At 52.0% G+C, this 12,878-nt stretch carries 13 protein-coding genes; 7 read left to right on the forward strand and 6 right to left on the reverse strand.

From position 1 onward, the window contains the following. The first annotated feature begins 77 nt into the window (after positions 1-77). The 5 genes from AC1RVX_RS00890 to AC1RVX_RS00910 all read left to right on the forward strand — a co-directional run bounded on the left by AC1RVX_RS00890 (position 78) and on the right by AC1RVX_RS00910 (position 4,051). Positions 78-1,280, forward strand: a complete 1,203-nt coding sequence (locus AC1RVX_RS00890) for a cytochrome P450 (protein WP_493214703.1) — start codon at positions 78-80, stop codon at positions 1,278-1,280. Continuing rightward, positions 1,277-2,215, forward strand: coding sequence for a DMT family transporter (locus AC1RVX_RS00895; protein ID WP_493214704.1), 939 nt, complete (start codon positions 1,277-1,279; stop codon positions 2,213-2,215). Before AC1RVX_RS00890 ends, AC1RVX_RS00895 begins: the two co-directional genes overlap by 4 nt. 69 nt (positions 2,216-2,284) lie before the next feature. Continuing rightward, on the forward strand, positions 2,285-2,629 hold the full coding sequence (locus AC1RVX_RS00900; protein ID WP_493214705.1) for an antibiotic biosynthesis monooxygenase family protein: 345 nt from the start codon (positions 2,285-2,287) through the stop codon (positions 2,627-2,629). A 20-nt stretch (positions 2,630-2,649) separates the two neighbouring features. Next, positions 2,650-3,351 (forward strand): DUF6058 family natural product biosynthesis protein, encoded by a 702-nt coding sequence (locus AC1RVX_RS00905; protein WP_493214706.1) that lies wholly within the window; start codon positions 2,650-2,652, stop codon positions 3,349-3,351. Between the two features lie 112 nt (positions 3,352-3,463). Next, entirely contained in the window at positions 3,464-4,051 is a 588-nt protein-coding gene (locus AC1RVX_RS00910; protein WP_493215145.1) for a LysE family translocator, read from the forward strand. A gap of 6 nt (positions 4,052-4,057) precedes the next feature. Here the strand turns inward: AC1RVX_RS00910 and AC1RVX_RS00915 are convergent, their stop codons facing one another. The 6 genes from AC1RVX_RS00915 to rpmH form a co-directional block, all read right to left on the reverse strand. Then, positions 4,058-4,858, reverse strand: a complete 801-nt coding sequence (locus AC1RVX_RS00915) for a helix-turn-helix domain-containing protein (RefSeq protein ID WP_493214707.1) — start codon at positions 4,856-4,858, stop codon at positions 4,058-4,060. Positions 4,859-4,907: 49 nt separating this feature from the next. Then, on the reverse strand, positions 4,908-6,314 hold the full coding sequence (gene mnmE, locus AC1RVX_RS00920; RefSeq protein ID WP_493214708.1) for a tRNA uridine-5-carboxymethylaminomethyl(34) synthesis GTPase MnmE: 1,407 nt from the start codon (positions 6,312-6,314) through the stop codon (positions 4,908-4,910). A 363-nt stretch (positions 6,315-6,677) separates the two neighbouring features. Then, positions 6,678-8,357, reverse strand: a complete 1,680-nt coding sequence (yidC, locus tag AC1RVX_RS00925) for a membrane protein insertase YidC (protein WP_493214709.1) — start codon at positions 8,355-8,357, stop codon at positions 6,678-6,680. Positions 8,358-8,366: 9 nt separating this feature from the next. Then, the gene (gene yidD, locus AC1RVX_RS00930) at positions 8,367-8,663 is read right to left on the reverse strand and encodes a membrane protein insertion efficiency factor YidD (RefSeq protein ID WP_493214710.1); all 297 of its coding nucleotides are present in this window, start codon (positions 8,661-8,663) and stop codon (positions 8,367-8,369) included. A gap of 9 nt (positions 8,664-8,672) precedes the next feature. Beyond that, complete coding sequence (gene rnpA, locus AC1RVX_RS00935) at positions 8,673-9,092, reverse strand: ribonuclease P protein component (protein ID WP_493214711.1); 420 nt, start codon at positions 9,090-9,092, stop codon at positions 8,673-8,675. Between the two features lie 40 nt (positions 9,093-9,132). After that, positions 9,133-9,267, reverse strand: a complete 135-nt coding sequence (gene rpmH, locus AC1RVX_RS00940; RefSeq protein WP_061535510.1) for a 50S ribosomal protein L34 — start codon at positions 9,265-9,267, stop codon at positions 9,133-9,135. 478 nt (positions 9,268-9,745) lie between these two features. On the opposite strand from rpmH, the gene dnaA reads away from it, so the two are divergent. Then, positions 9,746-11,134, forward strand: a complete 1,389-nt coding sequence (gene dnaA / locus AC1RVX_RS00945) for a chromosomal replication initiator protein DnaA (protein ID WP_493214712.1) — start codon at positions 9,746-9,748, stop codon at positions 11,132-11,134. 429 nt (positions 11,135-11,563) lie between these two features. After that, on the forward strand, positions 11,564-12,670 hold the full coding sequence (dnaN, locus tag AC1RVX_RS00950; RefSeq protein ID WP_186946002.1) for a DNA polymerase III subunit beta: 1,107 nt from the start codon (positions 11,564-11,566) through the stop codon (positions 12,668-12,670). Positions 12,671-12,878 lie beyond the last annotated feature (208 nt).

Consider the following 12,878-nt stretch of genomic DNA (forward strand, 5'->3'; position numbering starts at 1 on the left):
GTTTGATGGTAGACGAATTGTTCAATGCAAACAAGCCCTATACTGCATCACCTACCCATGCACGATAGAGCATAGCCATGAACCAGACAAACACCATTAACATCCTGAATGCCGCAAGCAATTCTGACCCCTACCCGTATTACGCCAGCCTGCGTCAGGGTCCGGCATTGGCATATGAAGCTGAATTCAAATGCTGGATAACCAGCCGCGCAGATGTGGTACAGCAAGTGCTGGAATCCACAAGCTGTGCCGTCAGGCCGACCGCCGAACCAGTGCCGCGCAATATCGTTGGCGGTTCAGCCAGTGAGATATTCGCCCATTTGATGCGCATGAACGAAGGCCAGGCCCATGCCCAGCCCAAACAAGTCATGCAAACCACATTGCGCCAACTGGATTTATCAGTTCTTGCCCTGCATGCCCAACAGCATGCGCTGGCACTAACACGCCAGTATGCATTGGATGATGGCGAAGGCCTAAGCCAGTATCTGTTCGACCTCCCTATCCATGTCATGGGCAGCACTCTGGGTTTCAGGCAAGACGTATTGGTCAGGCTGTCCATATGGATGGCTGATTTTGTGCGCTGTCTGTCGCCGCTCAGTACCCCACCACAAATCGAGGCAGCCCATGCAGCCGCACAGGCTTTACAAGCCAGTTTTCGCCAACTGCTACAAGACACTGCGGTTGAACCGGACAGCTTTCTGGCACGCCTGCAGGCAGAAGCACTACAAGTGGGCTGGAACAATGCAGATGCCTTATTGGCCAACCTTATAGGCTTGTTATCACAGACTTATGAAGCAACAGCGGGTCTGGCGGGTAATAGCATCATCGCTTTGCAGCAACGACCAGACCTGATACATATAGTGTGTGAAGTGTCTGCTAGTCAGCCACAAAGAATAAAAGACCTGGTTGCAGAAGTAGCCCGCTACGATGCCCCGGTACAAAACACACGGCGCTTCGTGACTCAGGCATGCGACATTGCGGGCCAGGCTTTGCAGCCCGGTGATGTGATCGTGGTCTTGCTGGCAGCCGCCAATCGTGACGAATCGGCCAACCGTGATGCAGATAGCCTGCAACTGGACAGAACGGACCGCAAGGTATTCACCTTCGGCCATGCCCGGCACGCCTGCCCCGGTCAGGCGATTGCCGAACAGATTAGCGCCAGTAGTCTCCACCATCTGTTGACTAACTCGTTGTTTGACTGGGGCAGACTAAGCTGGGCTTACCGCCCTTCGCTGAATGGCCGTATTCCGGTATTCAATCACAATATGGAGTTGTCATGACTGAAGTCAGCATTGTCGCGAATCAGAAAAATAATGTTGCTACTGAACTCGCGCTGTTACTGGCACTTTCTACCTTGTGGGGAGCGTCCTATACCTTTATCAAAATCGGTGTGGTCACCATCCCGCCAGTGACCTTTATCGCAGCACGCACGCTGATCGCCAGTACTTTATTGTTGGCTATCATGCGCTGGCGTGGCATCCGTCTGTCCCGCGACGCAGTTATATGGCGTCGTTTCATGGTGCAGGCATTGCTGAATAGCGTCGTACCATTTACGCTGATAGCATGGGCGGAACGGTCGGTCGATGCTGGTCTTGCCACCATCCTGAATTCCGGTGCCCCAATTTTGACATTTCTGGGAACGTGGATGATTACCCGCCATGAATCGGTCACCCCACGTAAGCTGTTCGGTGTAGTCGTAGGACTGGCAGGAACCTGCCTCATCATCGGCATGGAAGTCCTGCATGGCCTGGGCGAGCAATTGATGCCACAACTTGCCATTATCCTGGCCACTATCTGTTATGCAGGTGCCGCCATGTATGGCAAACATTTTAAAGGTCTCGACCCCATGCAGCCTGCTGCTGGATCCCTGATCTGCGGCACAGCCATCATGATCCCTTTAAGTCTGATTGTTGATCACCCCTGGACAATCACACCTTCCCGCGCGTCGGTCTTTGCCTTGCTTGGGCTATCGGTATTTTCGACGGCGTTGGCGTTTGTCATTTATTTCCGGCTGGTACGAACTCTGGGTTCCGTCGGCACGACTGCACAAGCATATCTGCGTGTTCCGATTGGCGTCCTTATCGGTGTAGTCGTACTGCATGAAACCATGACGCCCACCGTTTGGACAGGTTTGGCCTGCGTGGTTTTTGGTGTGGCTGCGATGACCATCCCGGCACGTGTTGCCATACCTGTCAAAACAGGGAAACCCACGTAACCTGCCTTGGCAACCATGCTCGTGAAATTTACTACTCAATCAGATGTTTCTCAACAACCAGGAGACCCCATGATCGCCGTTATTTTTGAAGTCATTCCCCATGCAAACAATAAGCAGGAATATCTGGACATTGCCGCTGAGCTTGCGCCTTTGCTGAAAGAAATGGATGGATTTATTTCCATTGAGCGTTTTCAAAGCCTGGTTGATCCTGCCAAGATTTTGTCGCTGTCTTTCTGGCGCGATGAAGCCGCTGTCGCCAACTGGCGTAATACCGAAGAACACCGGGCAGCGCAAACCCAGGGGCGCGGCCATGTGTTTGCCGCTTACCGTCTGCGTATCGCCGCCGTGGTGCGCGATTATGGCTTGCATGAAAGAGAACAGGCACCTGCGGACAGTCGCAGCGTGCACGGTTAAACCAAACCAGAAAGTACCTTATGTCCGCACTTGATCTCTACCTTAAAAAATACTACCTGAACAAGGCGCAATTTGCCGCTGCCTGCAACTGTACAGAGGAAAATATCGATGTCCTGATACAGGCCCAGCTATTACCCGCCCCGTCTTATGTGGTGACAGAAAATGCCAAAATCCATTCTGCTATTTTTGGAGAATTGGATGCTGCTGAAACTGACGTTGGCGAATATTTTCACCCTGCCAATACCGTGTGGTACAACAAGGCACAACAGGCGATGGCCCAACATGGCGACCTGGCCGCTCAGGCATTCAAACAGGATTTCACGCAAGAATTTATCGATGCCATCACCAAGCTGAATGCCACACTATGGCATGTGCAAGACAGTTTTAACAGCGATGGGACTGTCATTGACACAGGCTTGCAAGCCCGTGCTGAATTAAGCTGGCAACATTTTTTGTTGGGTACTTTTGGCCTGTGCGTCGCCAACCCGACATCAGCAACAACAATAGCACTCAAAGAAGTATTGCAGGAAAAATTGATCGCCCTGACCGACAATGGCAGCAAGATCATATACAACACTGCAGAAGCAAAAGACTTGCTGCCACTGGTCGATGATTATGCGCGGGTAGCCATGTGGTTTTCCCCGGCAGAGTACCCGCGTTGCAGCCGCAAGCGTCTGGTGGATGATTTGCGGCCCCATCTGCTGACAGCAATCGCCGCATAAATCAGCAGCCGGGTTTATCGACGCGGTTTGCCAGGGTAGTTTTCTTCAATACGCCGCATGTGTGGCCGGGTATAAGTCTGTCTACCGACTAACTTATACCTCCACACTTATGTTGAAACTCTATCTTTCCATGGCAGCCTTTGCATTGGCTTCATCCTTTTCACCCGGCCCGGTCAATATCGTGGCCTTGCGCTCTGGCACGCAATACGGCTTTCGTGCCAGCCTTGCACATGTCAGCGGCGCAACCATAGGCTTTACGGTTTTATTGTTCCTGATTGGCCTGGGCCTGCATGAGTTATTGAATGTCATACCAGCGCTGACACAGGTCATACGATGGGCCGGAGTTGCTTTTTTATTGTTCCTGGCTTACAAGCTCGCAATAGACGATGGGCAATTGCTGGTCGATGAAAAAGGCAAGGGCCCATCCGCATGGTATGGCGCACTGATGCAATGGCTGAATCCAAAAGCATGGCTGGCATCGATAGCTGGCATGGGTGCGTATGCTGCAAATGGTGATACCAGCATGGTATGGCATTTCACCATCATCTATTTTTTCATTTGCTATGCATCGATTGCAGCCTGGGCCTATGCTGGCACGGCTTTGCGCCAGCTATTCAAACGACCAGCCCTGATGCGTGCTTTTAATCGCAGCCTGGCGGCGATGTTATTGGTCAGTGCCGTCTATCTGGTGCTGACTTAAGCTTGCTTAACCCAAATACTGGCCAGGCGTCGCCGCCAGCATGCGTTTAAACACGCGCTGAAAATGCGCCTGGTCAGCGAAGCCAGCATCCAGTGCCGCCTCAGCGATGGTGGCACCGTTCTTTAATCGCTCTTGCGCATATTGCACACGGCGATTGATCAGGTAGGCATGCGGTGTCATGCCATATTGTTTTTTAAATGCGCGAAACAGGTAAGAAGCAGACAGCCCGGCCTGTGCAGAAATATCGTCCAGGCTCAGGTCTTGCGTACAATGTGCATCAATGAAATCTGCCGCCAGCTTGAGCTTGCCATTTTCCAGCGGCAATTCTGGTACTGCCGCCTGCAGGCGTTTTTGCACTTCAGAAAAATACTGGATGGCGCTGCCCTGCTTGTGCAAGAGTTCAGCATCTTCGGTAATCAATACCTGATACAAGTCCAGCAAGCCCTCAAACAATACCGGGTCGGTACTGACCGCTGTCGCATACCCCTGAAAAGTCTTGTCCGTTTCCCCCTGCAAACCGGCCAGCCAGTCAGCATCTACATACAGCATGCAATATGCCCAGGGCAAATCTTCCAGCGGATTACAGGCATGCACGCAACCCGGATTGATGATAACCACGCTGCCCGCAGCGACACGGTATTCATCATCACCATGAATAAAACTGCTCTCCCCTTCGATGATGGCCCCGATGGAAAACAGCTTGTGCGCATGCCTGTCATAACTGACCCGGCGACCATCCGCCAGATAACGCGCCTCAATAAAAGGCAGCCTGTCATCGCGCCAGAAACGCGGGACAAATTCGGGCATTAACTTTTCAGTAGGTTTTGGCATTTTTCACATCAGTGGTCGCCAGTTTTTATTTCCCAATACAAAACCGCGAAAAAATCACCCCCAGCAAATCATCCGACGTAAATTCACCGGTGATGCTGTTCAGGCGGTCCTGGGTCAGGCGCAGTTCTTCGGCGAACAGGTCCAGTGACTGGTCGTTTTGCGCTGCATATTCCGCCGCGTTTTGCAAATGTTCGTGTGCGTGCTTGAGGGCGATCAGGTGGCGTTCGCGGGCCAGGTAAAGTGATTCGCCAGTCTGTTCCCAACCTGCGATGCGCAGCAGTTCTTTACGCAGTAAATCGATACCTATGTGTTCATGGGCTGACAGGTAGATGTGGGTGGCGTCGGACATCTGGTCTACGCTGGCATGGTGGCCGGATAAATCGATCTTGTTCCACACACGTATCACCGGCACGCCATCAGGGAAGCGGGCGACAATGGCTTCATCAGCACGTGTAGGACCGCGACTGGCATCCAGCAGATGCAGGATCACATCTGCCTTTTCAACTTCGGCCCAGGTACGCTCTATGCCTATGCGTTCTACTGTGTCGATGGCATTGGCGACCTCGCCTTCTTCGACTTCATCATGTTCATGGCGTATGCCGGCGGTGTCGATGATGTTGAGCGGTATGCCTTCGATATGGATGGTCTCGGTCACCTTGTCGCGGGTGGTACCGGCGATGGGGGTAACGATGGCGACATCATCACCAGCCAGCACATTCAGCAAGGATGATTTGCCGACATTCGGCTGGCCTGCCAGCACCACATTCAAACCTGCGCGCAATAAGGCACCTTGGGCTGCCTGTTCAAACACTTTTTGCAGCGCTGCCTGTATGGTTGCCAACTGGCCACGGGCATTGGATTTTTCCAGGAAGTCGATTTCTTCTTCCGGAAAATCCAGTGTTGCCTCCACCAGCATACGCAGGTGCACGACTTTTTCTACCAATGCATGAATGACTTTGGAGAAAGCGCCAGACAGCGATTGCGATGCCGACTTGGCTGCCGCCTCGGTCGATGCCTCGATCAGATCAGACACGGCTTCTGCCTGTGCCAGGTCAAGCTTGTCATTCAAAAAGGCGCGCTGGGTAAATTCGCCCGGTTCTGCCAGACGCAAACCCGCGTCCTTGCCTGCTTCCAGGCAACGCGACAGCAGCATTTGCATGACCACAGGGCCGCCATGGCCTTGCAGTTCCAGTACGTCTTCGCCAGTATAAGAATGTGGAGCCTTGAAATAAATGGCGATGCCCTGGTCGATGACGGTGCCGTCAGCCTGCGTAAATGGCAGATAACTGGCATGGCGTGGTTTGAATTGGATATTGCCAAACAGTGCCGTGACGACAGGGGCAAGGTCTTTGCCGGAAATGCGCACGACACCGATGCCGCCACGCCCGGGGGCGGTGGCTATTGCGGCGATGGGGATGGGGTCATAAATCATATTGAAATTCTATCTGTGCTTGCACCTTATAGGTGCAAATTAGTTTGTCTTGCTGTGACGCAAATGCGACAGGAGTTTATGCCTACAAGAATAAATATGTAGGTTGGGCATTTAAATGACGTATACGTTGGTTGAGGCCCAGTGTTGGGCTGATACCCCGTAGCCCAACCTACAAGCTTATTGGCCCGACACTCGACCTCGAAATAACGTATACGTTTCTTAAACGCCCAGTGCTGGGCTGATACCCCGTAGCCCAACCTACGAACTAGCCCAACCTACGTTGGAGCATGTCTTTGCAAAAACAAAAAAGCCCGCAAGCAAACTTGCGGGCTTTCTCATTTGCTCAATACTTCAGCTTTATCCTCAAGTCTTGTGCGCTGCCGGGATCAACTTATTATTGATCACCCACTGCTGTCCAATCGACAGGATGTTGTTCACTACCCAGTACAGTACCAGACCGGACGGGAAGAAGAAGAACATGACCGAGAATGCCAGTGGCATGAACATCATCATCTTCGCCTGCATAGGATCAGCCGGGGCCGGGTTCAGCTTGGTGGTGATGAACATGGAAATCGCATACACCACAGGCAGGATATACCATGGATCAGGAGAAGTCAGATCGGTGATCCAGCCCACCCATGGCGCGCCGCGCATTTCTACGCTGGCTTGCAAAACCCAGTACAGTGCCAAAAAGACTGGCATCTGGATCAGGATAGGGAAGCAACCGCCGAGAGGATTGATCTTCTCGGTCTTGTACAACTCCATCATGGCCTGATTCATTTTTTGCGGATCGTTTTTGAAACGCTCGCGCACGGCCTGCATCTTCGGTGTCACCACCTTCATCTTCGCCATGCTGCGATAACCGGCAGCCGACAAGGGGAACAGTGCCAGTTTGATGGAGATCGTGAAGACCACGATAGTCCAGCCCCAGTTACCCAGCATCTTGTGGATTTGTTCCATAACCCAGAACAAAGGTTTGGCGATGATGGTCAGTACGCCATAATCCTTGACCAGCTCAAAACCTGGTGCGATCGCTTCCAGTTTCGCTGATTCTTGCGGACCAGAATACAAACGTGCATTCATCGTCACCGTGGCACCTGGCGCAACCGAGCCCATAGGCAGGATATTGCCGACAGCATACAGATTGGTATCAACCTGTTTGGTGAAGATTTCACGCTTGGTCTTTTCTTGCGGGATAAAGGCTGAAACAAAGAAATGCTGCAACAACGCGACCCAGCCATTGTCAGCCTGTTTGGCATGGCTGTCTGTACCTTTGGCGATTTTTTCAAAATCCAGCTTCTGGAACTTGTCGCTTTCGGTGTACACCGCAGGGGCATAAAACTCGCCACTACCAGAGAACATGCCGCCGCTTTCAGGCTTGGTGCCATCATGCAGCAGTTGCAGGTACAGCGAAGGGCTGATGGCTGCGCCGCTGTTATTGGTCACGTCATGGCGCACATCAATGGTGTAATCGCCTTTTTTGAAGGTATAGGTCTTGGTCAGCTTGATGCCAGACTGTTCAGATTCCAGCACCAGTTGCACCTGATTGGCATCCCCCAGGGTACGGACACCAGGCTTGGCAACAAAGCCAGACCGGTGATTAGGGAAAGCGCCACCCAGCAAACCTGTCTGTGCCAGGTAAGTGCGTTTAGCCGAGTTATCAAACAAGACCATGTTACGGGTGTGATCTTTACCATCTTTATGCTTGAGCAATTCCAGATGTTTCAGCTCGCCACCAATGGTATCAATATCGGCTTTGACCACATCGGTGGTGATGGTGATGATCTCGCTCTTGATGACAGGTGCAGCTTCGCCATTGGCTGCGGTACCAGCGACGGCTGTTGTTGCACTAGCCGCCGTGGCCGATGCAGAACCAGTCGGGACAGGCACATTGCCGGATGCAGAAGCGCTGGCATCTTTGGTCTGCGCTGTCGGTGTCGGGAAAAACAGGGATGATTTGCCATTATGGCGCATCCAGTTATCCCAAATGAGCAACAGCGACATTGAGAAAATTACCCACAGGACGGTACGTTTGATATCCATTTGTGTATGTCAGGAAAGGGGAGAAGAATGACCAGTGTGGCCAGGTTCATGGCAGCACTTGGCGGATGTGGGGGCGTTTTGCGTTTTTTCACTAGCGGGCGGAACATGATCCACACCACCGGGGTGCCAGGGATGACATTTACATAAGCGTTTGCCTGCCAGCAAGCTGCCTTTGGCGGCACCATGCAGCTTGATTGCCTCTGCTGCGTATTCAGAACAGCTGGGATAAAAACGGCAATTCTGCCCCAGCATAGGACTGATTGCCAGTTTATAGAACTTCAGCAACAAGAGCAGCAGGGTTTTCATCTCAGCGCCTTAAGTGAGCTTGCAGGCTGGTGCGGCGAACAGGCGCAGGATTTCCGCCCTGAGCTCACGCTTGAGCTGGGCAGTCGTAGCAGGGCCATCCTTGCTGTTGACAGGGCGGGACAAACGCACGATGCAATCCACATTCAATAACGCTGCCCGCCGGAAAATCTCGCGGGTAACCCGCTTGATCGTATTGCGCGTCACGGCACGTGGCGCAAAACGTTTGGCGGCTACCACGCCCAGACGGGCATGCGGCAAATCATTGGTTCTGGTATACAACACGAAATGCGCCGTTTTTTGTACGGGGCGCAAACGAAAAACGGATGAAAACTCATCCGTTTTAACGATGCGCCTGACGCGGGCAAAATCTGCGCCACCTGCACCTGCCTGAACTGGCTCAGTTGTACTTTCAGCTATATGATTGATCACGCGAATTCAGCAAAGCTGCCGCAGACCAACGAACCGAAAATCAGGCTGCCAGGCGTTTACGGCCTTTGGCGCGACGTGCGTTCAGAACAGCGCGGCCACCGCGGGTTGCCATGCGTGCGCGGAAACCGTGAGTGCGCTTGCGGCGAACGACGGAAGGTTGGTAAGTACGTTTCATGTTGGTCTCGCTATTTGAGCAATAAAAAAAATCGGAATTACGGATAAAGGCTGTCTCGGGTGCGACTTCGGCTTGCACATTTTCGTCAGGCCTTTCGCCTTTACTGCCCCAAAACCGCTGCTCATGGTGTGAAGCATAGATAGCAGATAATCTGCTTATCAAGGCCGCACCAATAAAAGAGGGGTAGGGAACCCTGAATTAGACACCACTTTTGACTTCGGTGTCAATCACTTAGCGCAAATTTTAATCAATGCAGGCACATCTATTGGTGCAATGCAAAGAATAAATTTAAAGGCAAACCTGTGGATAACTCGGTCAAGCGGGGTTAAAATAGCGGATTAGCGCGGCACCGTTTTATGTCTTTCAGACAACTCACCCAGCGATACAGATAGAGTTACTGGCGCAAGTTTAGCCTGTTTCATCTGGGTAGAATGTTAATTCGGCACCGCGCGTTTGCATTTAATAATTAAAGTCATACATGGAAAATTTCTGGCAGGCCTGTTCGTCCCAACTTGAGCAAGAGCTTCCACCACAGCAATATAGTGCCTGGATCAAACCGCTGGTTCCGCTCGACTTTGAAGACGGCAAGCTGCGCATTGCTGCGCCGAATCGTTTCAAGCTGGACTGGGTCAAGGCCCAGTTCGCTCATCGCATCTCGGAACTGGCAAAACAGTTCTGGGACGATGACGTGGAAGTGCAGTTTGTGCTGGACCCGCGCGGCAACAAAAAACCTGCTGCGCCCGCTGCCCGCCCGCAAGGTTTGAATGCCGACCTTGATGCTCAGGGCGACATGCCAGAAATGATGTCCGAACCCGCTGCACCAGAAGTCGCGTCGCCACGCCGTGAACAAAGCCGCATCAATTCCGACCTGACCTTTGACAGCTTCGTCACTGGTAAGGCCAACCAATTGGCGCGCGCTGCCGCCATCCAGGTGGCGAATAACCCTGGCGTATCGTACAACCCGCTTTTCTTATATGGCGGCGTTGGCCTTGGTAAAACGCATTTGATTCACGCCATCGGCAACCAGATCCTGGTTGATAACCCGAATGCCAAAATCCGCTACATCCACGCTGAACAATATGTACGCGACGTAGTGACCGCTTACCAGCGCAAAGGTTTTGATGAATTCAAACGCTATTACCATTCGCTGGATTTGTTGCTGATCGATGATATTCAATTCTTTGGCGGCAAGAGCCGCACCCAAGAAGAATTCTTTTATGCCTTTGAAGCGCTGATTGCAGCCAAGAAACAAATCATCATCACCAGTGATACGTATCCAAAAGAAATCACCGGCATGGATGACCGCCTGATTTCACGCTTTGATTCTGGTTTGACCGTCGCGATTGAACCGCCAGAGCTGGAAATGCGCGTAGCGATCTTGCTCAAGAAAGCCCATTCAGAAGGTGTGCATATCTCTGACGACGTGGCTTTCTTCGTGGCCAAGCATTTGCGTTCCAATGTGCGTGAGCTGGAAGGCGCATTGCGCAAGATTCTGGCTTATTCACGCTTCCACGGCAAAGAAATCACCATTGATGTCGTCAAAGAAGCTCTGAAAGACTTGCTGTCAGTACAAAACCGCCAGATATCGGTAGAAAACATACAAAAGACCGTGGCCGACTTTTTCAACATCAAAGTCGCCGACATGTATTCGAAGAAACGTCCGGCCAATATTGCCAGACCACGCCAGATTGCCATGTACCTGGCCAAGGAATTGACACAAAAGAGCCTGCCAGAAATCGGCGAACTCTTCGGCGGCCGCGACCACACCACCGTCTTGCACGCCGTACGCAAGATCACCGCAGACCGTACCAAAAACCCCGAATGCAATCACGAATTGCATGTATTAGAACAAACGCTCAAGGGTTAATGGCCAGGATGTTGTAGGATGTGCAAGTTAGGTTTGTAATTAGTAAAGTAAAGATTGTAAGGTCAAGATGTGTAGGGTGCGCCGGGCGCACCATGGCAGTAAAGCCGGACAAGTGCGGTGCGCGTGGCGCACCCTACGGGTTGGCAAGGGCCAAATTGAAGTGGCGGGATGTTTAAAACCGCAAGAAAAGTATTAACGTCATCCCAGCGAAGGCTGGGATCCATCTGTGCAAGAGCCGTATGTACAGAGCGACGAACAAGTTTGTAGGGTGCGCCATGCGCACCATGGCAGCAAATGCCCGGACGGTGCGCGTGGCGCACCCTACGAGGCAACAAGTACGATGCAGTAAATAAAAGAAGTAGTAAAAAAGAAGCAAGGGGGCAAGCTAGCTTGCACCGGTCCTTTAAACAAAATAGTGAGGATATTCAAATGCAATTGGTTAAAACCCACCGGGACACCCTGCTCCGGCCTTTGCAAATTGTGAGTGGTATTGTCGAGCGTCGGCACACATTGCCGATTCTGGCCAATATCCTCATTCGCAAAGATGGCGAACAGGTGTCGTTCTTATCGACCGACATCGAAGTGCAGATCACGACCAAGGCAGCCATTGGTTCAGGCGGCGATGTCGTTGCCACCACCGTGGCCGCCCGCAAATTGCTGGATATTTTGCGCGCCCTGCCCGATGACAATGATGTCGTCCTCAAACTTGAAAACAAAAAGATGACTGTGCAGTCTGGCAAGTCACGCTTTTCTTTGCAGACTTTGGCAGCGGAAGAATTCCCTACCGTCGCCCAGGCCGAGCATTTCAATGCCAGCGTCAACCTGCCACAAAAAACCCTGAAGCACCTGTTCAACATGGTGCACTTCTCGATGGCGCAACAAGACATTCGTTATTACCTGAATGGCTTGCTGCTGGTCGTTGATGGCAAGAACGTGATTGCCGTGGCAACTGATGGCCACCGTCTGGCGTTTTGCCAGGTCGAAGTGGAACAAGAATTCCCGCGCCATGAAGTCATCATCCCGCGCAAGACCATCATTGAAATGCAGCGCCTGCTGGAAGACAAAGAAGACCCGGTCCAGATCGACATCGCCAACAACCAGGTCAAACTGACGTTTGCCGATATCGAACTGATTTCCAAACTGGTCGAAGGCAAGTTCCCTGACTTTAACCGCGTCATCCCCAAAGGCTATAAAAACAGCTTCACTTTGGGCCGCGAGCAATTGCTGCGTTCATTGCAGCGTGCCGCGATCATGACATCAGACAAGTTCAAGGGCGTGCGTTGCGTCATTACCCCAGGCAGCATGCAGATCTTGTCCACCAATGCGGACCAGGAAGAAGCGATAGAAGAAATTGAAATCGACTACGGTGGCGACAGCGTGGACATCGGCTTCAACGTCAGCTACCTGCTGGACGTGCTCAACAACCTGAAGTGCGACCAAGTCAGCGTATCGCTGGGTGATTCCAACTCATCCGCCCTGATCACCATACCCGACAACACCGACTTTAAATATGTCGTCATGCCGATGCGGATATAGTTTTTTATTTGCTGAATTGCCGTGAAAGCAGTTAATCAATTTCACGGCAATCTCATTTCCGTCATTCCAGCGAAGGCTGGAATCCAGCGTCTTCTGCCTGTATGCATCAATACCCAAGACACTGAATCCAGCCCAAACAGGAATGACAAAGCAGTTTTTGAATGTGTTTCACATTGGACGATTTACATATTGTCCAAAACAGTTCGTT

The sequence above is a fragment of the Undibacterium sp. GW821-FHT11B02 genome (assembly GCF_058808955.1).

Excerpts from the sequence above, each read along its gene's own strand:
- AC1RVX_RS00900 (WP_493214705.1), top strand. The coding sequence starts at position 2,285 with ATGATCGCCGTTATTTTTGAAGTCATTCCCCATGCAAACAATAAGCAG.
- AC1RVX_RS00895 (WP_493214704.1), top strand. The coding sequence starts at position 1,277 with ATGACTGAAGTCAGCATTGTCGCGAATCAGAAAAATAATGTTGCTACT.
- yidC (WP_493214709.1), bottom strand. The coding sequence starts at position 8,357 with ATGGATATCAAACGTACCGTCCTGTGGGTAATTTTCTCAATGTCGCTG.
- rpmH (WP_061535510.1), bottom strand. The coding sequence starts at position 9,267 with ATGAAACGTACTTACCAACCTTCCGTCGTTCGCCGCAAGCGCACTCAC.
- AC1RVX_RS00890 (WP_493214703.1), top strand. The coding sequence starts at position 78 with ATGAACCAGACAAACACCATTAACATCCTGAATGCCGCAAGCAATTCT.
- dnaA (WP_493214712.1), top strand. The coding sequence starts at position 9,746 with ATGGAAAATTTCTGGCAGGCCTGTTCGTCCCAACTTGAGCAAGAGCTT.
- dnaN (WP_186946002.1), top strand. The coding sequence starts at position 11,564 with ATGCAATTGGTTAAAACCCACCGGGACACCCTGCTCCGGCCTTTGCAA.
- AC1RVX_RS00915 (WP_493214707.1), bottom strand. The coding sequence starts at position 4,858 with ATGCCCGAATTTGTCCCGCGTTTCTGGCGCGATGACAGGCTGCCTTTT.
- mnmE (WP_493214708.1), bottom strand. The coding sequence starts at position 6,314 with ATGATTTATGACCCCATCCCCATCGCCGCAATAGCCACCGCCCCCGGG.
- yidD (WP_493214710.1), bottom strand. The coding sequence starts at position 8,663 with ATGAAAACCCTGCTGCTCTTGTTGCTGAAGTTCTATAAACTGGCAATC.
- AC1RVX_RS00905 (WP_493214706.1), top strand. The coding sequence starts at position 2,650 with ATGTCCGCACTTGATCTCTACCTTAAAAAATACTACCTGAACAAGGCG.